A 25,628-nucleotide genomic window follows, 5' to 3' on the forward strand; every position below is an offset into this window, starting at 1 on the left:
CCCTCCCAAAAAAATTCAACAATCAATTGCTTCTATCACATATAAAAAACGTATTCAAAAGCTCGTATTACTTTTGAATACGTGTTTTTAATCATAGCAATGAAGTAATGTAATTATTACCCTTATTATAGTACAGAATTGTTTGTATATCCAGTAAATTCCGTTTTTAGTAAGGAAAAATTTACATTTGTAATCTAATAGTAAAGAAACGCTATTTCCTCATTATTTAATCCATGCTTTTTCCTTCGCAACAATGACCGCCTCTGCCCGCGATTCTACATTTAGCTTGACGAATAGCTTCGATAAATAGTTCTCCACCGTGCGCTGGGTGACACCAATTGCAGAGGCGATGGCTTTATTTGTACAGCCTTGGGCAACGAGCTGTAGTATTTCCTGTTCCTTATCGCTCAGTAGAACCTCCTGCTGCACATTCGGCAGGTTGGTGCGTTGCTGAACAAAGTCTAAGAAATCGGCTGCTAGTAAAATCTCACCTCTTATGGCTGCTTGAATGGTTTGGATCACTTGCTCCTTTGTCGCTAGCTTTGATAATAGACCGTCAATTTTTTTCTCAATCAATAGCTCATAATAATCGGAAAGTTCGTAGCCTGTGTAAAGAATAATCAATGCATCTGCTTGTTTTTTCTTAATCATCTCTGATAGTTGAATGCCGTTGATTGGCTTCATATTGATATCAATGAGAAACAACTGAAAGGTAGCTGTATCCATTCTTGATAAAACGGCTGCGCAATCCTGTTCTGTTTCGATTTGAACATTGGCTAAATCCTGCAACAATGTTTTCGTACCATCTAAAACGACAGGATGGTCATCTATAATAAGTATGTTCATCATATGAATCCCCGTCCTCTTGTATTTGTATATAAATATGCATGCCCTCGTTAAGGCTCGATTGAATGGTAATGTCACCATTAAAAGCACGGACACGTTCGCGAATGCCATTAATGCCCATTGATGCAGAGGACTGTATTAAATCGTCAATGTCGCAGCCTATACCATTATCATCGTATCGAAGGATAAAGCCTTGAGGGATTGCTTGTAATTGAAGCGAAACCTCTGTTGCTTCGGCATGCTTGATTGCATTATTTAACAGCTCCTGAACAAGACGATAGACTACGAGATGCAGGGTGACATCCTGAAATTCTACACGATCAATTTGGGCGCTTAATAAAAAATCAGCCCTTATTTTTACCTTTTGAATGAGTTTTTTTAATGCCATTTGTAAACCAAAGGTATCCAATAGTGGGGGACTTAAGTTCTCGCAATATTCTCGTAAGTCCTTCGTTGCATTCAATAGCTGCTCGCGTATAGCTAGCACGGTCTCCTTCTGAATAGTAGGGGAGCCAGCTAGGACATCAAGCTCTCTGGCTAAATGAAGCTGCTCCTGCAAAATGGTATCATGTAATTCCTGTGCTAAAATACTCTTTTCCTTCTCAATAATATTCCATAGCAATTTATCGAGCCAAGGAAGCGGTGTATCGCTGGTATTTTTTATATGCTGAATTTCACGCACTAAATCCTCAATTTGCTGTAAGTTATTGATAAACATGGACACATACAGTGCAAGCAATTCTAACCAAAGCAGCTCTTCCTTTTGCAGAGCATGGCGTATTTCTAACATAATCTTTTCCTCACCAGCATCATGTAACAGTAAATGCGGATAGTAACTTACATGCTGTGGAGAATCGTCTGTTATTGTCCGGATATGAAACGCTGTGGTTCCAAGCTTCTCGGTGATTTCATATTTAAAACGATCCAATAATTCTTGTTGGTTTTTTGCTTTGCCCATACGCTGAACGGCTGCATATAAATTATGTACATAATTTCCAGTAGAAGAGAAGATAATTTTTCGATACTTAAAATCAATGCGTTCTTTTATATAAAAGCTTGCAATGATCACCATAAAGACAAGTAAAAAAATACTTGTGACATGGACGATGGATAGCTCCCCCATGAATAACAGGGCAATCCCTGCTGTCAACAGAAGCGCACTGAAAAAGGCTAGCGTTGAATAATAGCGTAATCGTGATAATTGGTATTCAATATCGAATAATCGTTCGTTCACCTGAATGAACAGAAAAGAGAACGGAATAAATAATAAAAATAATGCGGCGATTTCAGCGTGTAATATCGGCTTATGTCCTAATATTTCAGGTGTAACGAAGAATAATAAAAAGGGTAAAAACGGCACGATAAAGGCAAGCGCAATTAAACGAATTTTGGCCAATTTAGTACGTAAATAACTCGTTACTAAAATAAAAATTGCATAGACTACCAGGACAGCAAATAAACTTAGGTTCAATATAGGTGTGAACTCACGTAATGATGGCTCAACTTCCTCCATTAGATAAAAGCCAGGGATGAACAGTATTAATAAGTACAGCCATTTGCTGTGAGGGTAGGTCCACTTAATTTGTAGGTATTTGAAAAAGTGTTGTAAAAAGTGAATAAAGAGAACCATGCATAAAATAATACAGCTACTAATGACAAACATCCCAATCATATTTCCTCTAGCTGATGCGCCAGTACTGATATAGGCGGTCGAACAAGTTAATAAAAATAGGATCAATAAAAACGTTGAAAGATTATTTTGATTGCGTCGCCAAACATAAAGTGCGACACCAAAAGCTAGGAAAAAATAAAAGATAGGGAACAAAATTTGCAAATATAATTCTTCTGGCATGTCTCGATGTTTGACAGCAATGGTTTGAATACTCTTATCAGCCTTTTGGATTGTTAATGCATTGGCGCTTCTAACGATCATTTGCTGTTGAACGTAGCGATTCTCCATGGCAGGCTGCCCATCGATAGCCACAATAATATCCCCTTTTTCAATATTTTTTTGCTCTGCCCATAGAGGGTAATAGCTATCCACAAAAACAGGCTGACCGTTTGTCGTATCGAGAGTGAGACTCACAAAGGGTGTTTTGATGGTAATACCTAACACATAAATACCGAGTATTAAGTATGTAAGAAAAATACAATAAGTACATTTTTTCATTGTAAAACCTCTTATTTGCTTATGATCATAATCTCCTATATATTATCGCTAATTATTGATAAATTTGGAATACCGAAATAACGAGTTTCGGAAAACCACTATTGTTTTTTCGGAATAACGAAATAGTGTTTTCGGACATGGCTATGATAGGGTAAATTTAATCATTAGTGACGAATAGGGGGACTTCTGCGTGAAAAAAGGCATTTTAACACTTTTACTTTTTTTTCTCATCGCTATGATCACCATTCCATTGACCACGAAGGCCAAAACGGTGAATCAGGATAAAGTCGAGGTAGAAATTGGTCTCATAGGTAGTGATCATCATTTTGTCTATAAGATTCCGAAGCATTTACATAAGGATATGCCCTATACAGAAATGAAAAATGGCATTCAAGCTTCCTTAGCTAATCATTGGAAAATTGGTGAGACTCGTTATGAGGCCAATAAATCCGATGTTGCCTATACCTTTTATATTCAGGATTTATTTCAAGAAAAGCAGGGTGGTCAGCTAAAAGTAGCCATTCCCTATCGTCATCTAGTAGGGATGTTTGGCGAGCAAGATCCTATTCAATTGCGTATTTTAGCAAGTAAATTATCCAAGTGGACTGTCAATACAAAGGATTGGACAGCGCTTGGCTTTATGGAGCCCTTTACTTTTTTAAGTGAACGTGAATATGTCTATGAGGGAGCAGTCCAAGAGTTATTAAACCAAAGAGTGGGCCATTTTGATGGCACCATTCAAAAAAGTCAGTTGCTTTTATACAGTGTCATTTATTTTTGCTTTATGGCTATCCAACTGCTTGCTTGTCTTATTTTATCCAGACGGTTAAAAAGGAAAATCATTAAAAACCCAGACAATATGCATCAGTTCCGTAAACTCAATTACCTGTATCAATTGGTGCCGATTTTGATCATTGTCGCACAAATCGTGTTCCTTGTATTATCGGGTCTGATTACAGCATTTGGATTATACTTTAGTCCTGGCATTGATTTATTAGTGATTGTTGGACCTGTTTTATTAAATATCATCTTGCTGCCCACTTTTTTTGTCACAACAGAGAGTGAAATTTCAAGGGAGCTCAACAATAATTCGTTGTGAAATGGTATAATGATCAACAGCAAACTTGAAGGAGCTGTTGAAGAAAAATGACGCATCCAGAATTCGCGTACTTAAATTTACTACAACATATATTAGAAAATGGCACAAAGAAAGAGGATCGAACGGGGACAGGTACATACAGTGTCTTTGGGTATCAAATGCGTTTTGATTTAAGCAAAGGTTTTCCTCTTCTAACGACAAAGCGTGTGCCCTTTAAGCTTGTAGCAAGTGAATTATTATGGTTCATTAAAGGAGATACCAATATCCGTTACCTATTGCAGCATAATAACCACATCTGGGATGAATGGGCATTTAAAAAATGGGTGGAATCTGATGAGTATAAAGGTCCTGATATGACAGATTTTGGTCGACGCTGTTTAGTAGACGAGTCATTTAACGCATTGTATCAAAAAGAACTTGCCTCATTTTGTGAACGTGTCTTAACAGATGATGACTTTGCACAGCAATATGGAGATCTCGGAAATGTCTATGGCAAACAATGGCGCCATTGGACAACCTCTGATGGCGATAGCCTTGATCAGCTACAGGATGTCATTCATCAGATTAAGCATCAACCTGATTCACGCCGTATCATTGTCAATGCATGGAATCCTGAGGATGTCATTAATGCGGGCGCAAAGGGCAGTAAAGCTGCATTACCACCGTGCCATGTGATGTTCCAATTTTATGTAGCAAATGGTAAATTAAGCTGCCAGTTAATGCAAAGAAGCCTTGATACATTATTAGGCTGTCCATTCAATATTGCGTCTTACGCCTTATTAACACATTTGGTTGCACATGAGTGTGGCCTAGAGGTTGGCGAATTTATTCATAGCATTGGGGATGCACATATTTATGCAAACCATGTGGAGCAAGTGAAAGAGCAGCTATCACGTGAGCCAAGAAACCTACCAACATTGCACATCAATCCAAATAAAGCATCCATCTTTGATATAGAGCTTGAGGATTTATCGATTGAAGGATATGATCCACATCCTGCGATTAAAGCACCAATTGCCGTATAATGCTAACAGCAGCCATTTGGGTTGCTGTTTTTTTCAAACAAAGATCTAGGTCTAACTATTTGTTTTACGAAATAGGCAAGTAGTTGGATGACTGGATGAAAAGAAATTAATTATAGTTATTATGGTATAATTAGCATTATTTGGTATAATGGGAATAGTCCATTATATTGTAGGGGTGATAGTTGTGAAAAATACAATGGTACTTCTAGTAGATGAATATGATCGACAGCAAAGCAAGCCAGAACAAAGCATGGGTTCTGTGCAACATGCATATTCTTGTAACAAGATCGAATTGTCGCAGCAGCAAATTCAAGAAATGATGCAAATCATCGAAGAGATTCGTTTGAAAGGTTATAAAGATACACTATAAATGTAAGCGCCTCCTAAGCTATAATGGCTATGGAGGTGTTTTTTTATGAACGTTATTTTTATCGATTCTTATTCTGGGGAAGAGCTGCTACATATGGTGTCACAAGATGTAGCAGGCATTTTGGCAGCAGCGCAAGGAGAAAGTGTGACATTTCCTGTAGGTCACTTTAAATATGAATTTCATAATTTAGATTTTTATGAGGACAACGGTCAAATACGACAGGAATTAGTCATTTACGTAAAAAAAATATAAGCGATACATTAGCAACAGCTTAACGGGGAACAATATATACAGGTGACAGTGCTTGACTTTTTTGTACACCTGTAACTATAATAGTTACAACAGGTGGTGATACATATGGTGAACAGTCGATTTTCGGTGGCGATCCATATTCTTTCGCTCATTGCTACAACCTCTGATAAAAGTCTCCTTACGTCCGATTTTATAGCTGGAAGTGTGAATACCAATCCAGTAGTCGTAAGAAGAATGATTGGTGTGCTAAAAAAAGCAGGCTTACTTTCTTCTCATTCTGGCATGGCTGGCTATGAGCTATTAGTAGAGCCAAAGGATTTAACACTGCTAGCGATTTATCAGGCAATTGATGGGCCAGAGCAGCTATTTGCCATTCATGATGAGCCAAATCCAGCGTGTGCAGTAGGTCAAAAAATCAAGCATACATTGGAGGGTGTCTATACATCTGTGTGGCTGGCAATGGAAGAGCAATTACAAGCACAGACGCTACAGGATGTTCTAGATCAGCTTCGTACTTAGACGGAGATGGTCTTCTTGTATCTAACCTGTAACTAAAATGGTTACAACTAAACCTTAGGAGGAATAAATCATGAAAATTGCCGTAATTGGTGCAACAGGAAAAGCTGGACAAAAAATAGTAGAGGAAGCGGTACAACGTGGTCATGAGGTTACAGCCATCGTTCGTTCAGCTGCAAAAGTGACAGCTGCTATTCCAGTAATTGAAAAAGATGTGTTTGATGTGACGCAAGATGATGTAAAAGGCTTCGATGTCGTTGTCAATGCATTCGGTGCTCCAGCTGGACAAGAAGATTTACATGTCAAAGCTGGTCGTCATTTAATCTCGATTTTCCAAGGTATTCCTACAAAATTAGTGGTTGTAGGGGGAGCGGGCAGTCTATTTGTGGACCCAGAGAAAAAAGTGCGTGTGATGGATACACCAGATTTCCCAGCCATTTATTTAGCAACAGCGCAAAATCAAGGACAAAACCTACAGGATTTACAACAATCATCCATTACTTGGACATTTATTAGTCCATCTGCATTTTTCGATCCAGAAGGACCACGTACAGGTCACTATACAGCAGGAGTCGACCACTTATTAGTAAATGAGACGGGGGAAAGCTATGTCAGCTATGCCGATTACGCAGTGGCTGTCGTCGATGAATTAGAAAACCCACAGCACGTTAATAGCCGTTTCACAGTAACGTCAAATAAATAATAAAATGCAACCGAGCGTAGGAAATGCGCTCGGTTTTTTGTGATTTTTTTGCTTTTTTGAAGGATTTTTTTCGTTTACAGAAAAATGACTGTTTACAATACGACTTTTATTAGCTACTATCAAGTGTGAGTATTACATAAAAGGAGACGACAATAATGTCAACACAAAGAATAGAAAAAGATTTTTTAGGTGAGCGCGTATTACCAGCAGAGGCGTATTACGGAATTCAAACACTACGTGCTACGGAAAACTTCCCAATTACAGGCTACACAATTCACTCTTCACTTATTAAAGCAATGGGGATTGTGAAGAAGGCAGCTGCATTAAGTAATATGGAAGTACACCTATTATCAAAAGAAATTGGTGAGGCAATTGTCGAAGCAGCGCAAGAAGTGATTGATGGCAAATGGGATGCTGAATTTATTGTAGACCCAATTCAAGGTGGTGCAGGTACATCCATCAATATGAATGCCAATGAAGTCATCGCTAACCGTGCCCTAGAAATTTTAGGGAAAGAAAAAGGTGACTATCACACAGTAAGCCCAAACAGTCATGTCAATATGTCACAATCAACAAATGATGCTTTCCCAACAGCTATTCATATCGCTGTGTTAAATTTAATAGATGAATTATTAGTAACGATGGATTATATGCAATCCGTTTTCCATCAAAAAGCAGAGCAATTTGCTCATGTCATTAAAATGGGACGTACGCATTTACAGGATGCCGTGCCAATCCGCTTAGGACAAGAGTTTGAAGCTTATTGCCGCGTGATCAACCGTGACATCGTACGCATTCGTCAAACTCGTCCGAATTTATATGATGTGAACATGGGTGCAACGGCTGTCGGAACAGGCTTAAATGCCTTCCCAGACTACATTAAATCTGTTGATGAGCATCTTGCTGAAATTTCTGGTTTACCATTAAAAGGTGCAACGCATTTAGTGGATGCAACACAAAATACAGATGCCTACACAGAAGTATCAGGCGCTTTAAAAATCTGTATGATTAATATGTCTAAAATTGCTAATGACTTGCGTTTAATGGCTTCTGGTCCTCGCGCAGGCTTAGGAGAAATCCTGTTACCAGCTCGTCAACCAGGTTCTTCAATTATGCCAGGTAAAGTTAACCCAGTTATGCCTGAGGTGCTGAATCAAGTAGCCTTCCAAGTAATTGGGAATGACCATACAATTTCTCTAGCATCGGAAGCTGGTCAATTAGAATTAAACGTAATGGAGCCTGTATTAGTGTTCAACCTAATCCAATCGATTAGCATTATGAATAATGTATTCCGTGCGTTTACAGAAAACTGCTTAAAAGATATTGAAGCAAATGAAGAGCGCATGAAAGAATATGTAGAAAAAAGTGTAGGCGTGCTAACAGCAGTTAACCCTCACATCGGTTATGAAGTAGCTGCTCGTCTAGCACGTGAAGCTATTTTAACAGGTCGTTCAATTCGTGAGCTTTGCATTGAAGAAGGCGTCCTAACAAAAGAACAATTAGACTTGATTTTAGATCCATATGAAATGACACACCCAGGTATTGCGGGTTCTAGTATCATGAAATTAAAATAAAACGAGCAATGATGGACTGTAGACATGCCCTAAAAGGCTGTCTATAGTCTTTTTTTGTAGACCTTTTCTCATATAAAATAGAGCGTATCCTTATGTATTTTAGGATTATTCAACTATAATAATGGTATGGAAGACATATTTTAGTTGGGGGAATTTGTAATGAGTTTACGAAAAAAGAGTTTACTTGGCTTTTCCGTTTTAAATGTTTTAATGATCGTTATTTTATTTATCGATTTAGCCAATGTAACGACATTAGATTGGTTTTCTACCGTGTTAACGATTGTAGGCATTGCTATTACACTATCTTACACAGTGTATGTTCACTACAAAGTGATACAGCCTATCAAACAAATCACAGAGGCTGCACAAGGAATTACGGCAGGTCAATTAGATACCGTTGTCATTGAGGTTCGTGATAATGGTGAAATTTCTCAACTAGCACAATCCTTTTTAGAGATGCAGGAACAATTACGAACAATGACACAAAAAATTGCGCACAGCTCTACAGATTTATCAGCAAGCATCGAGGAATTATCTGCGAGTACGAATGAAATTACGCTTGCTGTGGAAGAAGTAGATCAACAAATGGAGAAGACGTCAGAGGGCTTGAAGCAAGCAGCACAATCGGCTAATGATAGTGCTAAATCTATGCAAGAAACCGTTGATGGCATTGAGCGAATTACAGTAGCCACACAAGATGTGTTTGTGCATGCGAAAGATGCTAGCGAGATAGCAGGAAATGGTGCAAATATTTTACATGTGGCAAAAGAGCAAATGCAATTTATTTCATCTTCAACAGAAAAAACAAGTGGATTGATGCAGCAATTATCCCTTAAAATGTCAGATATTAAATCAATGACAGATATGATTACTACCATTACAGATCAAACAAATCTACTAGCATTAAATGCGGCCATAGAAGCAGCGCGCGCTGGGGAGCATGGTAAAGGCTTCGCCGTTGTAGCTGAAGAAGTGCGTCAATTAGCAGAACAATCAAAGCACTCTGCTACGCAAATTGTGGATTTAGTTGTAGGAATAGAAAGTGATACAAAACAAGTAGCTTCATCAGTAGAAGATGATTTGAAAAATGTTCAACAAGGAGTGTATGTCATTGACGAAGCGACAAAATCATTTGGCACAATTTCACAGCATGTTAGTCAGATGACAAGTCAGCTAGAGGATATTTCGACGACAGCTGAGCAGCTTTCAAGTAGCGCCAATGAAGTGGCATCCACTGTGACAACCATCGCAGCTGGCATGGGCAAGCTATCGAATTATACAGAAGCTGTTTTACATTCAATGGATGAGCAAACAGCCTCAATGCAAGCAGTTAATCATGTCACACAGGATTTAAGTGTCCAAGCGGATAACTTACAAAAGTTAACAAATCAATTTCATGTCTAGGTAAGAAATTGATATTTTCAAGATTTTTTAGCCCTGAAATAACTATCACATATTAATAATTTTATAAGTTTTTTAGTATAATTTTTATCTTCCTGTCACACATTCGAGAAGAGGCTTTTTTACAGACGACCAATTTTCTGTAAAATATGCCTCTTTTTTTATTATTTATTTCGTAAACTTGTAAATTAACAGATAAATAAAAATGTTGAATTTTCTAATCGAGTTTCTTATAATGGACTAGCTGTTACCTCTATTACTCACTTCAACTATTGCAACCCGCACTCGCCGGGTCAACAAGTCATTTCTATTTCTCTTCGCATATCCCTTGCGAAATTATAATTTGTAAGACAACAACTAAATGTAACTAAAACTGAATCGTAAAACCATTACAAAAAATTGAAAGGAAGTCATGCCTCGAAAAAATATTATTGAAAGATAATTCTGAATAAAAGAAAGAGAGAGATTGGATTGAAGCTATCACCAGTTGAACAAGAAAAATTACTCCTCCATGTGGCAGGAGAACTTGCGCTGAAAAGAAAAGCTCGGGGCTTAAAGCTGAATTATCCAGAAGCTGTCGCTCTAATTAGCAGTTTTATTATGGAAGGTGCTCGAGATGGTAAAACGGTAGCACAGCTTATGAGTGATGCCAAGCATGTACTGACAGCGGAAGATGTGATGGAAGGTGTCGGGGACATGATTTCAGATGTGCAGGTTGAATGTACATTCCCAGATGGGACGAAACTGGTCACAGTTCACCGTCCAATTCAGTAAAAGGAGTGTTTGTGAATGATTCCTGGAGAAATTCGACCGAAAAGCGGAGAGATTGAGATCAATGTGGGTCGAGCGACGAAGAAGGTATTGGTGGCGAACACAGGTGACCGCCCGATACAAGTAGGTTCCCATTTTCATTTTATTGAAGTCAATAGATTTCTAGCTTTTAATCGACAAGATGCGATTGGTATGCATCTCAATATTCCATCAGGTACAGCCGTGCGATTTGAACCTGGGGAAGAAAAAGAGGTGGAACTTGTCGAATTTGGTGGTAAACAACATGTCTTTGGCTTAAATATGCTAACAGAGGGCTCTACCCACCATAAGGACGAAATTTTGGACAAGGCAATTGAAGGTGGCTTTAAAGGAGCGGAAGAAAAATGAAGGTAACACATGAAGCTTACGCAAAAATGTTTGGTCCCACTGTGGGTGATAAAGTCCGTTTAGCCGATACGGATTTATGGATTGAAATTGAGAAGGACTATACTTCATACGGTGATGAGGGGGTCTTTGGTGGTGGTAAATCACTACGTGTCTCAATGGGGCAAAATGGTAAAAATACACGTAATGAAGGTGTGCTGGATACAGTTATTACCAATGTCATGATTATCGACTATACAGGGATTGTAAAAGCAGATATCGGTATCAAAGATGGTCGCATTATCGGTATAGGGAAAGCAGGCAATCCGAACAGTATGGATGGTGTGGATCAGGATATGATCATAGGTGTGGGAACAGAGGTTTATGCAGGCGAAGGGCTTATTGCAACAGCAGGAGCAATCGACACGCATATCCATTTCATCAGCCCTGATCAGGTGGAAACAGCATTATTAGCAGGGACAACGACATTTATAGGCGGTGGAACAGGTCCAGCAGCAGGCTCAAAAGCGACAAGCTTAACGGCTGGTGAATGGCATCTGCATCGCATGCTACAGGCTGTAGAGGGATTCCCCATCAATGTTGGTTTGCTTGGAAAGGGTAGTGCATCTGATCCTGCGCCTATTATCGAGCAGGTTCGTGCAGGTGCGATCGGGTTGAAAATACATGAGGACTGGGGTGCCACACCAGCTGCACTCGATCAAAGTCTATCGGTGGCAGATGAATATGATATTCAAGTTGCCCTCCACTCCGATACATTGAATGAAGCAGGGTTTGTAGAAGATACAATCAATGCGATTGATGGCCGTGTCATTCATATTTTCCATACGGAAGGTGCGGGTGGCGGTCATGCTCCAGACCAATTAGTGATGGCTTCCTTACCTAATATTTTGCCAGCATCGACGAATCCTACGAAACCGTTTACGACAAACACGATTGATGAGCATTTAGATATGCTGATGGTTTGTCACCATCTAAAGCATGATGTACCAGAGGATGTGGCATTTGCAGATTCACGCATACGCCCAGAAACTATTGCAGCAGAAGATATTATGCAGGATTTAGGGATTTTGAGCATCATGTCTTCCGATTCACAAGCGATGGGACGTGTTGGTGAGGTCACAATCCGAACGTTCCAAACAGCAGACAAAATGAAAAAACAGCGTGGTCCATTACCACAGGATGAAGGCAAGGATCACGATAATTATCGCGTTAAGCGTTATATAGCAAAACTAAATATTAACCCAGCTATTGCCCATGGCATAAGCCATGAAGTAGGCTCGCTGGAAGAAGGTAAATTAGCGGATATTGTCTTATGGGACCCAGCGTTCTTTGGGGTGAAGGCGGAAGTTGTCATTAAGGCTGGTATTGCTGTGTATGGCATAACAGGTGATCCAAATGCTTCCATTCCTACACCACAGCCAATGAAAGGCCGTCGAACATATGGCTTCTACGGTCAAGGGCCACAGCATTGCGGCATGACATTTTTACCGAAAATTGCTGTGGAAGAAGGCTTGCCAGAAAAATTAGGCCTAAAACGAATGATTGGCACGGTTTCAAATTGCCGAAATATTCGTAAAGCTGACATGAAGCTTAATAATGCCACTCCGCAGATTGATGTTAATCCAGAAACCTATGAAGTGAAAATTGATGGGGAGCTAGCAACATGTGAGCCAGTGGATGTACTTCCAATGGCACAACGCTATTTCTTATTCTAAGCACATGATATGAGTGTAACAGCGAATACAAAGAAAAAGAGGAGCTAAACCATATGTTAATAGAAAAAATTATTGGCAATATAGCGAATGAAGAAGAACATCCACAAAAGGCAACGGAATGGATTGAGCTAGAGTGGGAGGAATTAAGCAAACGCATTCTTCGCACAGCAACGGATCAAGGAACAGATATCGCTTTACGTATAGAGGGTGAAGAGCCTCTACAATATGGTGACCTATTATTCGAGGATGAGCAACGACGAATTGCAATTCGTACAAAATTGGAGCCAGTTATCGTCATTACACCAAAAGATATGTATGAAATGGGGAAAGCTGCCTTTGAATTGGGCAACCGTCATACTCCTAGCTTGATTGCAAACAATGAAATCATCGTACGAGCAGATCATACGATTAATCCATTATTAGATGAAATTGGGGTGCACTATGAAACAACTGAACGACGCTTCAAGCAACCGTTCAAATACCGTGGACACGCTCACTAATTTATCCTTATTACAATTATTGCAAATTCATGACTCCGCATTTCCAATCGGTTCCTATACACATTCCTATGGTATGGAAACGTATATTCAGGAAGATATCATTCGCACAAAGGAACAATTAGTTGAGTTTTGTCAGGTCTATTTATTTCACAATGTAGTTTACGGTGATGCAATTCTTATACAAGAGGCATTCCATGCAGCTAAAAGACGAGATGTTGCTCATCTTATTGAGCTCGACCAACTTTGTGGGGCAATGAAGCTAGCGAAAGAATCTAGAGATGCTAGTGTCAATGTAGGGAAGCAATTTATGCGAACAGTAGCCCCTCTAATGGAGAGTCCTTTTTTATTGCAATGGAAAGAGAAGATTGACCATGAAGAAGTAAAAGGCCATTATGCAGTTCTCTATGGGATTTATTGTGAAGCACTAGGTGTGAACGTTTTTCATGCAATCATGACCTTTATGTACGCATCAATTAGTGGTTTAGTGCAAAATGCTGTCCGTGCTGTACCCTTTGGTCAAAATACAGGTGTGCAAGCATTACATGAGCTATTAGCCTCTGTGGAGGAAGCAGCCGAAACGGTGTTGACGTTAACAATGGATGATCTAGCCAACAATGCACTAGGTATTGAACTGGCGTCCATGAAGCATGAGTTTTTATTTTCGAGATTATTTATTTCATAGAAAGCGAGAGGATATACATGAAACCAGTACGTATTGGTATCGGTGGGCCTGTTGGATCAGGCAAAACATCTTTAGTCGATCAATTAACACGGGTAATGCATGAGCATTACAACGTAGCCGTGATTACCAACGATATTTATACAAGAGAAGATGCACAGTATTTAATCACAAACGGCGTGTTAGCAGAGGAGCGAATTATTGGGGTAGAAACAGGTGGTTGTCCACATACAGCCATTCGAGAGGATGCCTCGATGAATTTTGCTGCGATTGATGATTTGAATAAAAGCTTTCCAGATTTAGATATTATTTTTATTGAAAGCGGTGGCGATAATCTATCGGCAACATTTAGTCCTGAGCTCGTGCATGGCTATATTTATGTGATTGATGTGGCAGAGGGACAGGACATCCCACGTAAGGGTGGTCCAGCGCTAACACGTTCAGATTTATTGCTTATTAATAAAACATCACTAGCTCCTCATGTTGGGGTTGATCTTGAGCTAATGGATCAGGACGTGAAAAAAATGCGTGCTGGACGTCCATATATTTTTGCAGATGTTCGCTCCCAAACGAATGTAGATAAGGTGGTTGAATGGATTCAGCACCATTTGTTACTTGAAGGTGCCGAAGCAGTTGAAGAAGATGTTTAACCCTAGCAAAGTTAATCATTTTGGCAAATTAGAGATGGCCTTTGAACCGAGACGGGGCTATACACGACTGGTTCATGTGTACCAGCAACCCCCATTAAAGGCCAGTCGTGAACTATACGAAGGCAATCATCCAGCAGCCACCGTTTTTATCATGGAATCCTCAGGGGGCATGGTTGCGGGAGATCGCAATGAAATTACGGTTACACTAGCGTCAGATAGTCAGGTGAAGCTCAAGCAACAATCAGCATTAAAAATTTACCCTTCTCACAATGGTGAGTTTTGTACACAAGCTATAAAGGTGGAACTTGCAGAGCAGGCGAGATTAGAATGGCTCCCTGAAGTGACGATTCCATTTGAACGAGCAAAATTTCAGGTACATACAACCATTCGTATGAAGGAAAGCTCGACATTGATCTGGGGAGAAATTGTTGCTCCAGGTAGAGAAATGCGAGGAGAAATCTTTGACTATCAAACATTCCAATCCAAATACAAGATCTATGTAGAGGATACTTTGATAGCTTATGACTCGTTGCAGTTTAAGCCGCAGGAGATGAATTTTGCCGAAATCGGCTTGCTTGAAAAGGCACGCTATATTGGTTCTTTGTGGATTGTCTCTCCATCGGTTAACAAACTTCAAATAAGGGATTTACAGGATCAAATCCAACAGGAAAAGTCCCTTCAGGCGAGTGTGACAAAATTGACAGATCAAGCCATTCATTGTAGATGGCTTGCCAAGGAGCAACGAACACTTCACAAAGAAATAAACCGCATGTTCGAGTACATCGCAGCATTGCTGTAATTTCTGTTGTGATAAAGGAGATATTAAATTGAAAAAGTTTTCCGTATTGATACTTTTGATGGTGCTAGCGGTAGTTTTTGTGGGCTGCTCGTCTAATCAAGGAGGAGAGAAACAACCGACAGCTACATCATCTGCCCAGGCAAATGAGCTTGTTTTTGCCTCAGAGTCTGAGTTTGCAGGCTTAAATCCTCTTTTGGAAGAAACCAATTTAGATGCCTTTTTATTTAGAGGTCTGATGCGCTTTGATGAGCATAATGTACCCATCAATGATATTGCTCAAAGTATTAAAATATCAGATGACCAGATGACTTATACCATTTCGATTCACAGGGATGTAACCTTCCATGATGGGCACCCATTAACGGTGGACGATATTATGTTTACCATTAACAGTATTTTGGATGATGCAAACGGTTCTTATTTAAAGTCTGATTTTAGCCATGTTGTGTCAATGGAAAAGGTCAATGACATGACGATGACTATCCAATTAGATGAGCCATTTACACCGCTATTAGACAAATTAACGGTGCCAATTTTACCAAAGCATGCCTTTGAAGGGCAAGAGATGAGAACCGCTACATTTAACCAGCAGCCAATCGGTGCGGGTCCGTATATGTTTGAACAATGGGACAAAGGGACAAGCCTGACACTAAAGGCATATCCATCTTTCTTTGGCACAAAAGCTTCTATCGAGAAAGTAATTTTTAAATTTATCCCCGATAGTAATGTGCGTGCGCTCCAGCTAAAATCGGGTGAGGTCGATATAGCGTTACTAGACCCGAATCAGGTAGAGGAGCTATCGAAGGTTGAGCATTTAAAGCTATACGAGGTGGAATCAGCAGATTATCGTGGTGTTCTCTTTAATATGAAGTATCCTATTTGGCAAGACGTTGCTGTTCGCAAGGCCATTAGCTATGGGACAGATCGTGCAGGTATTGTCAAAGGCATTTTACATGGATACGGTACAGAAGCATACTCACCGCTACAAAAGCATGCCTTTGTAAACGCCAACATTGAGCATTATAAATATGACCTTGATAAAGCAAACGAGCTACTCGACCAAGCGGGCTGGCAACTAGCTGAGGATGGTTTCCGCTATAAGAATGATCAAAAATTAGCATTTACTATTACGGCACCTATTACTGACACAGTGCGTGTGAACATGGCTAATTATGTGGCAGAAGGCTATAAAGAGATTGGGGCAGATGTGCAAGTAGCTGCACTCGATTGGAGCAATATTGTCATTGAAGAAACAGAAGCCTTTATGGTTGGCTGGGGAAGCCCGTATGATGCTGACCATCATACGTATAGTCTCTTCCATTCTGGTGAATCCAGTCTCACAAGTGCTGGCTACAATTATGGTAGCTATAACAATCCGAAAGTGGATGCATTGCTAGAGGAGGGGCGTACAACCGTTGATCCTGAAAAACGTAAGGAAGTCTATGGGGCATTACAGGAGGAGCTAGCACAAGATCCACCATTCGCCTACTTTGCCTATGTGGATGCTGTGTATGGTATTAATCAGCAGATTAGTGGCGTCAAAGAGCGCATTTTAGGTCATCATGGGGCAGGCTTCCTCTGGAATGTCGAGGAGTGGAAATGGCATGATCGCTAAATGGATCGGGAAGCGCGTGATAATGGGGACAATTGTCCTCATTATCGTGAGCTTCCTCTCTTTTTTCCTGATGCATGCGGCTCCTGGTAATCCAGCTGCAGCGTATTATGGTGGCAATGCTCAAACGTTATCGACAGCGGAGAAAGAACGCATTGAAACAGCTTTTGGTCTGGATCAACCGATACTCTATCAATATGGTGTGTGGCTCCGTGAAGCGATGCAAGGAAATTTAGGCTACTCGGCAAAAGAAGGCAGACCAGTAGCGACAATTATACAAGAACGTTTACCAAATACATTACAGCTCGTTGTTGGAACTTTAGGCATCGTAGCCATTGCCTCAACATGGCTCGGCTTACAGGCAGGCATGAAGGAGGGTTCGTTATTAGATCGCGGACTTTCCTTTGTAAGTATTGCTAGCTCAGCCATTCCTCCATTTTGGCTTGGCATTTTATTCATCATGGTGTTCTCTGTACAACTAGGCTGGTTTCCTTCATCGGGGATGAAGGATGTACGAGGGGATGGCGGCCTTGTGGACCGACTATACCATATGGTTCTTCCTTTATCGGTCCTTGTACTGGCACATGTCGGGGTATTCGCACGTTTTTTACAGGAAAATGTGAAGGCAGAGAAGCATCGTTATTATGTAGAGGTGGCACGTGCCAACGGAGTACCAGAGCGAGCTATTCGTAGGATGATTTTACGCAATGCCATTATTCCATATATCAATTATGTCGGTGTGACCATCCCATCATTTTTTGGAGGATCCATCGTGGTTGAAACATTATTTGGCTGGTCAGGCTTAGGTCAGCTTTTAGTGAAAGCAGTGATGGTAAAGGACTTTCCTGTGCTGATGGGTGCCATTTTAATCACTGGCGTAGTAGTCGTTATCTGTTTATTTGTGATTGATGTCCTCATGATTTGTCTCAATCCCCGCTTAAGAAGAGGGGGAATCGTATGAGAAAAGAGCAAAAAATGCTCATCTTTTGGCTAGTGATTCTTGGTCTTTTAGTAGGCTTCACCCTATTTTCCTCATGGTTAGTGCCTTTTGAGCCAAACGCGATGGATATGAATCATATTTATGAAGCACCTAATGGAACACACCTCCTTGGCACAGATCAGCTAGGTAGAGATGTTCTTTCCCGCCTACTCGTTGGTGGTAGAGTGACCCTTTTTATCGCTACGTTATCGGTTGTTCTATCCAGCATAATTGGCATTATCTATGGCGGTATAAGTGGCTATTTCGGTGGAGCTATTGATGCAGTGATGATGCGTATACTAGAGGCATTTTTAACAATTCCATCTTTAGTGATTGTGCTTGCTCTTCAAGCGATTATGCAAGGAAGTGTATGGCGCATGGCAATGATTATGGGGTGCACAGGCTGGTTTGTCACTGCCCGTATCGTGCGCTCTGAATTTATCCGGTTGAAGGAATTAGAGTTTATCCACATGGCGAAGATGTTTCGCACGCCGCTGTGGAAGATTCTTTTTCGTCATTTATTGCGTAATAGTCTTCCCGCCATTTTTGTCGTGACGATATTTAATTTTGCTGGTGCTATTTTTACGGAAGTATCCTTAAGCTTTTTAGGTATCGGTGTTCCACCGTCCATTCCATCGTGGGGGACGATGCTCTATACGGCACAAAATGATTTACTTGTCGGGGCTTGGTGGATGGGCCTTTTTCCTGGGATGTTCATTTTCGTAACGATTTTATGCGTGCAAGCTATTGGTAGTAGATTTAAGCAGAGAGGGGGACAGACCCATGTTTAAAATAGAGCATGTTACTGTTCGAATAAACGAAAAATTTATATTGAACGATCTCTCGTTTACGGTGCCAAAAGGTCAGATTACCGTGATGATAGGTGAAAGCGGTAGTGGAAAAAGCACCATGCTCTCTGCCATTCTAGGCATGCTTCCAGCGCAAGCAACAGTTGAAGGCTCAATCTTTTTTAATGGAAGAAATATAGTGGAATTAGCAAAACAGGATCAATCTGTACTACGCCAAAGGCACTTCTTTACGATTTTTCAGGATGCTGCTAATAGCTTTTCGCCAACGCAAAAAATGAAACAGCAATTGTATGGATTAACTGCCTTACGGATGGGGCAGACAAAGGCAGTATTTCTAGCTAAAATGAAGCATATTGTACAGGATTTACATTTACCAGCAGATGTGTTGGAGCGCTATCCCTTCGAGCTTTCAGGAGGGATGCTACAACGCTGTATGCTTGCCTGTGCTCTCTATCTGGCGCCAGCTGTTTTATTAGCGGATGAACCAACCTCTTCCTTAGATATGCTGCATCAACAGGAATTTATTCAACAATTGAAAAGGCTTCATACACGGCTAGAAACAACCGTACTCTTAATTACCCATGATTTAGATGTAGCTGCTTCCATCGCGGATTTTATCCTCGTCATGAAAAATGGAGAAATTGTGGAGCGAGGGCAAGTAACAGAAATCTTTGAGCAGCCTAAGCATCCATACACTAGGCAGCTAGTAGCGCATCATTTTTAGGAGGAGGTGTGGGCTTTGTTACTTCAGGTTCACAATATTTGTAAAAGCTATCGAAAGGGACGCCCAATATTAAATCATATTCATCTTACTGTAGGAAAAGGGGAAATAGTCGGCTTAGTAGGAGAAAGTGGCAGTGGCAAAAGCACATTGGCCAAAGTAATTATGCAGCTAGAAGCTCCTGAAAAAGGGGCAGTATACTTTCAACAGCAACCAATAACCAAGCATCGTCGCGCAGCTTTTTATGACAACTGCCAGATTATTTTTCAAAATGCAACAGCCGCTTTAAATCCCGTGTGGACTGTAAGGGACCTATTAAGAGAGCCGCTTCAGCATAAGCAACCTATAACGGACACCTATTTACAGACCATGCTGGAGAAGGTCAAGCTACCCACAGATATCTTACATGCCTTGCCCTCTGAGCTAAGTGGCGGAGAAAAACAGCGAGTTAATTTATTACGATCCCTTTTGGTCGAGCCACAATTAATCGTATGTGATGAAATTATTTCAAGCCTAGATCGCTTGATTCAACGAGAAATCGTTGATTTATTAAAGACCTTGAATAAAGAAAGGGCAATGGCCATTCTCTTTATCTCTCATGACTTAAAGGCTGTTTCCTATTTATGCGATCGCATTTATGTGATGAAGGCTGGAACCATTGTTGATGAGAGCAACAAAGAGAATAACGGCTTTACCTTCACGGACAGCTATGCAAAAATGCTGTTTCAGGCAATGGATCATTGATTTGGCAAAACACTTCCTTGAATGGGAAGTGTTTTTTTTATGAGTGAACTAGCGCAGCTAATTTTTCAGTGAACTCCTCAGATATTGTGTAGATAGTATGCGTATCCTCGACATGCATCAAACTACTGTTTTGCCCTTTATCACCTAACCAAAGATGATAGCGATATTTGTTTCCTGCCTTGTCCACTATTTGTACATCATATTCTGGCGAAGCCATATTGACAACACCCTCGTTTTTGACTGTTGTTGCAATGGCTTGTTGGAATAGTGTAAGTGATTCTTCATCCGTATATTCTTTAAAAAAATCAGTGTTCACCTTGTTAAATTTAGCACCAATAGAAATGCTGACCTTAGCTAATTTATCATCTGGTTTTTCATTACATCCTAGTAAAACAACGGCTAGTAGAGACACTAAGGCAGCTATCATTATTCGCAACCACTCACCCCCTCTATAGGCTAAATAATACCACCATTTCCTGTCGTAGCTCTCACTTTTTTGTAATACATTAAATAAACGAGAGCGAAAGGGGACAGATAGTGGGCTTATTTGATGGATTGATCGGCAATGCAAGCGAGGTGAATTTAGAAAAACTACAGGAGGAGGTCCATAATTTATTAATTCCAAACGAGACAGTCAAGAACGCCTATAAAATTATTAGAGACACGTTTATTTTTACCAATAAACGATTGATCCTCATTGATAAGCAAGGAGTGACTGGCAAGAAAACAGAGTATCATTCCATTCCCTATAAAAATATCGTTCATTTTTCAGTCGAAACAGCTGGAACATTTGATTTAGATGCAGAGCTTAAAATATGGGTGTCTGGCAGTCCATTACCGATTCAAAAAAACTTCAATAAGGCGACAAATATTTATAAGGTGCAAAGCGTCTTAGCACAGTATGTTTTGGGGACGTAATGAAGGTGCTAATAGTACGTGTGCACAACCAAAAGCCCGCAGATTTGCGAGGCTTTTCTGTCGTGCCAGGAAGGGGTCGGTGTAACGGATTTTAAATCGGCTTCATGATTACGGTAAGCTCGAAAATACTGTCAAGTGTAAATAAGAGCGCCTTGGCGAAGTCTTATTCAAATACAATCATTTCTCCGACTTCTTTAAACCCGAAGCGTTTATAAATATTTTTTCCATCCTCTGATGCCTGTAAGACTACGGGCTTTTGCTTATCGATTGTTTGACTGAGTAGGAATTGAAACATCTCACTGCCATAACCCTTGCCCCTATACGCATCTTTTGTCATCACATCATAAATCCCATAGCTATGTTTACTGTCGATTAATAATCCCGTAGCGATAGGTACTTCCTTTATACAACCAATAAACATGCGAGCATTTGATGCTAGTTTTTCCTGTGAGAATTGATGAAAGTAAATTTCTAATGCATCTCTTTCTGCTGTTTCTCCAAATAAACTTAGAAAAACTTCCTTATATTGTAGAAGCTCTTCCTTGTTACTTACTTCTGTGATGGTAAGATAATTGGAAATTCGTGGACCTGTGTGAAGTGTATGGTCAAGCTTCATCATCATATTTCGTTCAGCTTCCTGTAAATTGCAGTCTTTTATCAGTTGTAGCCAATCATCGCTTAGATAGTTGGCATCCACCCACGTGCTGAAGGGAAGTTTATTCACAATGAAATGATTAATCCTTTGTTTAAGATGATTTTCCTTATGAATTATAGGCGATTTCGCTACTAACAAATTAAATGTATCAGTTGGAATATTTGTATTGGCTATGACAAAATGAGCTTCCTCTATAATTTGTCCAGAAACGGCTCGAGTAAATAGTTTCATTTTTTCCTCTAAATTACTCGTTACTAATTGTTGACTTGTTTTCATATTTTTCATCCTTCCCCTATTAGAAGTTCACTATCTTTCATTATAAAGTCAATGAAAGATAAAAAATACGCAGTTCACCTTTTTTATATCCCGCTATAACTTTATTAGTAGTTTGGAAAATATTGTGATATTTGACTTTAGAAAAACACTACTTTACAATTGATTTTAGTAATCTAATAGGAATGTGCATATACTCATTCCTATGACAACTGAATAGCGTGTAGTAATAGGTGTAAATTGCGTGCAATTTGCTTAAAAGGGAAGTCGGTGCGAATCCGACACTGTCCCGCAACTGTAAATGTGAGCGACTTTTCAGTATCCACTGTCTTTGGACGGGAAGGAGAAAAGAAGCGATGATCATGAGTCAGGATACCTGCCTGTTACGAGTACACACCATAAACCTACGAGGAATAGGAGGTGGCATGTTGACAAAACAGAATGCTCTGTTCGTCACAGTACGTCAAACGCCCATAGTAAATGAAAGGGTTCACAATCGAACTCGTTCACACATACTTAGGGTTTGTTTGGCATTGTGTGATGAAAGAAGATAAAATGAAGGATTTCCTCAAAAGTAGGGAGTCCTTTTTGTTTTGAAAATATGTACGCAAAGGGGATGCACGTATGACAAATATTCATGTAACGACAATGTTGGAAACGCCTTATGAAGATCTGAACATTTGTAAGCAACCACGCACAGAAGTTGCCAAGAAAGCGAAAACAAGAATGGTGGTCGAGTCTCTGATCGATCAATTATTAGCAACGAAGCTGATTCGCAATGATCGCTTCTTTGAGCAAATCTTATATAATAAAGAAATTATTTGGATACAAAATGGGGATGTGGACGGTCATCTTTTAGCGAAAGCAGCCATAGCAGATGAACTAAAAACAAAGACAAATAGTTTTATGATGTACATGCCGACCAATCCGATTGTCTATGAGGTCAACGGAGAAGCGTATCACTTAATTACGCGCATTGATTCTACACGCGCAAAGCCCAACCTCGACCGTCTATCATTGGAGCCAAAGCCTGTTTTAAGTGCTGCTCGTGTCAATGACTTATTATGCTCGATTGTCATGCGCTTTTACGAAACATATTTATATGATTTAGCATCTCATCATGACAAACTCATTGCATTTGTGCAGCAGGAATATGCCCAATTTATTGAAGCGGTGCAAGCGTTAAATGATTATCATTTCAACTGGCATCCACGTGGAAACGGTCACGAGCTTTTACTGCAATTAATTGATCATCTACAACTATTAAAAAGTCAACCTGGTAAGGTACTAATTGATTTTACGAACAAGCATGACTATGTAATAGTTGAACCCGCATATTTGTTGGACAATCCAACAAAGAAAGCTGTCGGTGCACTATAAAAACAAGCCCTCCATTTTTTGGAGGGCTTGTAATATCTTATGGCAGGGTAGAGATATATTGATGCCCAAGCAAGAAATACCCGCGCTAGAGCGATGGATACCAGTGGAAGCCGAGGAAATACCAGAAGTGCCCACCCTACAGGCAATGCATGGCTGCCTGTGCTTCTTGCCATGGAACCGAATATCCTTTGCCCTTAGCACAAAAGATACTAGAGGAACTATACTCAGGGTCGGCATTTTTATCGTAGCCAATCTGTGCAATCACATCCTCTGTATTATGGCACACATCATAGCCATCAAATTGGAGTGTGAGTGCACCTTTCCCATTTGTATAGGCGGCAAAGGTTGTGCTGTAGCTCATTAAAGTGGCAACAGGTGCACGACCTGTTAGGATAACATCCGTTTCGGATAAAATCGGGTCATCGAACGTGCCAGCTGCTTGCTGAATATCAGTCATCATACGACCGATAAAGTCATTTGAAGCTTTCATTTTAAAGCGATAATAGGGTTCAAGTAGGACATTTTGTGCCTGCTCCAGCCCCTGACGCAGGGCACGGAAACTGGCTTCACGGAAATCTCCCCCCGATGTATGTTCATTGTGCCCGCGACCTGTTAGAAGTGTAAAATGAATATCTGTTACAGGGAAGCCTGTTAGTAGCCCATGATGGTCACGCTCAAACAGATGCTTTTCAACAAGGCGCTGATTGCCTACAGATAAATGATCGGCATGACAGGCATTGGTGAAGGTATTACCTGTTCCACGTGGATTTGGCTCCATTAATAAATGAACTTCTGCATAATGCTTGAGGGGCTCGAAATGACCATAGCCCGTTACGGTCGTCGCAATGGTTTCCATGTATAAAATTTGCGGCTCACCAAAGGAGACAGCTAATGAAAAACGCGTCATTAATACCTCAGTCAGGACCTCCAATTGAATGGCACCCATAATATGCACATGGATTTCCTGAAATTTTTCCTGCCAGACCACACGCAAGGACGGTTCTTCTGCTTCGAGTAAACGGAAAATCTGTAGCACTTCCTTGATATGCTGATCACCCTCATATTGAACCTTTGCCTGTAAGGTTGGGACAAGCTCATAGGGCTGTGATAGCATCGTTGTACCGATTCGATCCCCAATGTTTGCTTGGCTCAGTCCTTTGACAGCGAAAATTTCTCCTGCCTCTACCTGTTGAACGGTCTCAAAGCGACTGCCGTTATAAAGGCGAATTTCGGTCACTTTTTCTGTTACTTCGTCAAATGAAAATTCATCTCGTACATGCAACGAGCCCTTGGTTGCCTTCATAAAGGTTAAACGCTGGTGACCATCATGACGAATCTTAAAAACCTCGCCCTCAAATGGGGCATCCTTGTCAAAATGGGAAGCCGTTAACAACGGGAGCTGGTCAAGAAATTCCTGAATGCCCTCATCCTTTAAGGCCGAGCCAGCAAAGCAAGGGAAGGCACCTTCATTTTTAATCATTTCCTTTAATTGAGCAAGACACTGTTCATGCTCCAATGACTCATTTAGAAAGGCATCAAGCAATTTTTCGTCGCGCTCCGCCAGCCATTCCATAATATTATTTGATACATAGTCTGCTCGCAGTGGCTCATCGATGAATAATACATACTGAGAGCAATCTTTACGAAGCTGGCTGATGACGGCCTCCATATTGGCACCCTCACGATCCATTTTGTTGATAAAGAAGAAGGTAGGGACATGGTATTGACGTAAAAGTTGCCACACTGTTTCTGTATGGCCCTGTATCCCTTCGACAGCGCTAATGATAATAATGGCATAATCCATCACACGAATGGCACGCTCCATCTCAGGGGAGAAATCGACATGCCCTGGCGTATCAATCAATGTGTATGTATCATCGCCAATATTCATGCGCCCTTGCTCGGCAAATATCGTAATGCCTCGTCTGCGCTCTAGCTCATGATGATCAAGAAAGGTATCCTGATGATCAACACGCCCCCGTGCTTGAATACTATTTGTATGAAAAAGCACTTGCTCAGAGAAGGTCGTTTTTCCTGCATCCACGTGCGCAAGTACACCGATCGTTTTGTACATAAGAAATCC

General features: G+C 40.5%; 27 protein-coding genes and 1 riboswitch. Of the genes, 22 read left to right on the forward strand and 5 right to left on the reverse strand.

What is annotated here, in order from left to right; all coding sequences use genetic code 11:
* Positions 1–222: 222 nt before the first annotated feature.
* Entirely contained in the window at positions 223–849 is a 627-nt protein-coding gene (locus tag AC1RFD_RS05430) for a response regulator transcription factor (RefSeq protein WP_048394499.1), read from the reverse strand.
* Entirely contained in the window at positions 824–3,016 is a 2,193-nt protein-coding gene (locus AC1RFD_RS05435; RefSeq protein WP_288580973.1) for an ATP-binding protein, read from the reverse strand. Before AC1RFD_RS05435 ends, AC1RFD_RS05430 begins: the two co-directional genes overlap by 26 nt.
* Positions 3,017–3,206: 190 nt before the next feature.
* Between AC1RFD_RS05435 and AC1RFD_RS05440 the strand changes: the two genes are divergently transcribed.
* The 20 genes from AC1RFD_RS05440 to AC1RFD_RS05535 all read left to right on the forward strand — a co-directional run bounded on the left by AC1RFD_RS05440 (position 3,207) and on the right by AC1RFD_RS05535 (position 20,319).
* Entirely contained in the window at positions 3,207–4,115 is a 909-nt protein-coding gene (locus AC1RFD_RS05440) for a hypothetical protein (protein ID WP_054549258.1), read from the forward strand.
* A gap of 47 nt (positions 4,116–4,162) precedes the next feature.
* Positions 4,163–5,140, forward strand: a complete 978-nt coding sequence (locus AC1RFD_RS05445; RefSeq protein ID WP_279494871.1) for a thymidylate synthase — start codon at positions 4,163–4,165, stop codon at positions 5,138–5,140.
* A 184-nt stretch (positions 5,141–5,324) separates the two neighbouring features.
* Positions 5,325–5,510 carry a hypothetical protein gene (locus AC1RFD_RS05450; protein WP_103118057.1) on the forward strand — a complete coding sequence of 62 codons (186 nt, stop codon included), beginning with the start codon at positions 5,325–5,327 and terminating at the stop codon, positions 5,508–5,510.
* Positions 5,511–5,555: 45 nt separating this feature from the next.
* The gene (locus tag AC1RFD_RS05455; protein WP_036080672.1) at positions 5,556–5,762 is read left to right on the forward strand and encodes a hypothetical protein; all 207 of its coding nucleotides are present in this window, start codon (positions 5,556–5,558) and stop codon (positions 5,760–5,762) included.
* Positions 5,763–5,867: 105 nt separating this feature from the next.
* Complete coding sequence (locus AC1RFD_RS05460) at positions 5,868–6,281, forward strand: Rrf2 family transcriptional regulator (RefSeq protein ID WP_048394490.1); 414 nt, start codon at positions 5,868–5,870, stop codon at positions 6,279–6,281.
* 70 nt (positions 6,282–6,351) lie between these two features.
* Entirely contained in the window at positions 6,352–6,981 is a 630-nt protein-coding gene (locus AC1RFD_RS05465) for an NAD(P)-dependent oxidoreductase (RefSeq protein WP_492474581.1), read from the forward strand.
* 155 nt (positions 6,982–7,136) lie between these two features.
* The gene (gene aspA, locus AC1RFD_RS05470; protein ID WP_004230240.1) at positions 7,137–8,555 is read left to right on the forward strand and encodes an aspartate ammonia-lyase; all 1,419 of its coding nucleotides are present in this window, start codon (positions 7,137–7,139) and stop codon (positions 8,553–8,555) included.
* Positions 8,556–8,714: 159 nt separating this feature from the next.
* The gene (locus tag AC1RFD_RS05475) at positions 8,715–9,959 is read left to right on the forward strand and encodes a methyl-accepting chemotaxis protein (protein WP_048394485.1); all 1,245 of its coding nucleotides are present in this window, start codon (positions 8,715–8,717) and stop codon (positions 9,957–9,959) included.
* A 468-nt stretch (positions 9,960–10,427) separates the two neighbouring features.
* Entirely contained in the window at positions 10,428–10,730 is a 303-nt protein-coding gene (gene ureA, locus AC1RFD_RS05480) for an urease subunit gamma (RefSeq protein WP_036080666.1), read from the forward strand.
* A 15-nt stretch (positions 10,731–10,745) separates the two neighbouring features.
* Entirely contained in the window at positions 10,746–11,114 is a 369-nt protein-coding gene (locus AC1RFD_RS05485; protein WP_237900676.1) for an urease subunit beta, read from the forward strand.
* Positions 11,111–12,826: an urease subunit alpha gene (ureC, locus tag AC1RFD_RS05490; RefSeq protein ID WP_036080661.1), complete on the forward strand. Its 1,716-nt coding sequence runs from the start codon at positions 11,111–11,113 to the stop codon at positions 12,824–12,826. The genes AC1RFD_RS05485 and ureC overlap by 4 nt, the downstream gene beginning before the upstream one ends.
* Positions 12,827–12,879: 53 nt before the next feature.
* Positions 12,880–13,326 (forward strand): urease accessory protein UreE, encoded by a 447-nt coding sequence (locus AC1RFD_RS05495; protein ID WP_048395740.1) that lies wholly within the window; start codon positions 12,880–12,882, stop codon positions 13,324–13,326.
* A complete protein-coding gene (locus AC1RFD_RS05500; RefSeq protein ID WP_231595761.1) occupies positions 13,268–14,008 on the forward strand; it encodes an urease accessory protein UreF in 741 nt (246 codons plus the stop codon). The genes AC1RFD_RS05495 and AC1RFD_RS05500 overlap by 59 nt, the downstream gene beginning before the upstream one ends.
* A 17-nt stretch (positions 14,009–14,025) precedes the next feature.
* On the forward strand, positions 14,026–14,655 hold the full coding sequence (ureG, locus tag AC1RFD_RS05505; protein ID WP_048395735.1) for an urease accessory protein UreG: 630 nt from the start codon (positions 14,026–14,028) through the stop codon (positions 14,653–14,655).
* Positions 14,648–15,454, forward strand: coding sequence for an urease accessory protein UreD (locus tag AC1RFD_RS05510; protein WP_492474874.1), 807 nt, complete (start codon positions 14,648–14,650; stop codon positions 15,452–15,454). The genes ureG and AC1RFD_RS05510 overlap by 8 nt, the downstream gene beginning before the upstream one ends.
* A 28-nt stretch (positions 15,455–15,482) precedes the next feature.
* Complete coding sequence (locus tag AC1RFD_RS05515) at positions 15,483–17,069, forward strand: ABC transporter substrate-binding protein (RefSeq protein WP_233732696.1); 1,587 nt, start codon at positions 15,483–15,485, stop codon at positions 17,067–17,069.
* Positions 17,059–18,027: an ABC transporter permease gene (locus AC1RFD_RS05520; protein WP_131520313.1), complete on the forward strand. Its 969-nt coding sequence runs from the start codon at positions 17,059–17,061 to the stop codon at positions 18,025–18,027. Before AC1RFD_RS05515 ends, AC1RFD_RS05520 begins: the two co-directional genes overlap by 11 nt.
* The gene (locus AC1RFD_RS05525; RefSeq protein ID WP_054549248.1) at positions 18,024–18,836 is read left to right on the forward strand and encodes an ABC transporter permease; all 813 of its coding nucleotides are present in this window, start codon (positions 18,024–18,026) and stop codon (positions 18,834–18,836) included. The genes AC1RFD_RS05520 and AC1RFD_RS05525 overlap by 4 nt, the downstream gene beginning before the upstream one ends.
* Entirely contained in the window at positions 18,829–19,578 is a 750-nt protein-coding gene (locus tag AC1RFD_RS05530) for an ATP-binding cassette domain-containing protein (RefSeq protein ID WP_054549247.1), read from the forward strand. Before AC1RFD_RS05525 ends, AC1RFD_RS05530 begins: the two co-directional genes overlap by 8 nt.
* A gap of 6 nt (positions 19,579–19,584) precedes the next feature.
* Positions 19,585–20,319, forward strand: a complete 735-nt coding sequence (locus AC1RFD_RS05535) for an ABC transporter ATP-binding protein (RefSeq protein WP_244205756.1) — start codon at positions 19,585–19,587, stop codon at positions 20,317–20,319.
* A 37-nt stretch (positions 20,320–20,356) separates the two neighbouring features.
* Here AC1RFD_RS05535 and AC1RFD_RS05540 read toward each other — a convergent pair whose 3' ends face one another.
* A complete protein-coding gene (locus tag AC1RFD_RS05540) occupies positions 20,357–20,746 on the reverse strand; it encodes a YhfM domain-containing protein (RefSeq protein WP_279496328.1) in 390 nt (129 codons plus the stop codon).
* Positions 20,747–20,856: 110 nt separating this feature from the next.
* On the opposite strand from AC1RFD_RS05540, the gene AC1RFD_RS05545 reads away from it, so the two are divergent.
* The gene (locus AC1RFD_RS05545) at positions 20,857–21,237 is read left to right on the forward strand and encodes a PH domain-containing protein (RefSeq protein ID WP_048395723.1); all 381 of its coding nucleotides are present in this window, start codon (positions 20,857–20,859) and stop codon (positions 21,235–21,237) included.
* Between the two features lie 163 nt (positions 21,238–21,400).
* Here the strand turns inward: AC1RFD_RS05545 and AC1RFD_RS05550 are convergent, their stop codons facing one another.
* Entirely contained in the window at positions 21,401–22,168 is a 768-nt protein-coding gene (locus tag AC1RFD_RS05550; protein WP_054549244.1) for a GNAT family N-acetyltransferase, read from the reverse strand.
* 211 nt (positions 22,169–22,379) lie between these two features.
* Positions 22,380–22,563, forward strand: a riboswitch (cobalamin riboswitch).
* Between the two features lie 226 nt (positions 22,564–22,789).
* Here AC1RFD_RS05550 and AC1RFD_RS05555 point away from each other — a divergent pair.
* Positions 22,790–23,545 carry a hypothetical protein gene (locus AC1RFD_RS05555; RefSeq protein WP_288581013.1) on the forward strand — a complete coding sequence of 252 codons (756 nt, stop codon included), beginning with the start codon at positions 22,790–22,792 and terminating at the stop codon, positions 23,543–23,545.
* Between the two features lie 136 nt (positions 23,546–23,681).
* Here AC1RFD_RS05555 and AC1RFD_RS05560 read toward each other — a convergent pair whose 3' ends face one another.
* Positions 23,682–25,619, reverse strand: a complete 1,938-nt coding sequence (locus tag AC1RFD_RS05560; RefSeq protein WP_054549242.1) for a GTP-binding protein — start codon at positions 25,617–25,619, stop codon at positions 23,682–23,684.
* Positions 25,620–25,628 lie beyond the last annotated feature (9 nt).

Source organism: Lysinibacillus sp. GW823-FHT02G10 (assembly GCF_058797135.1).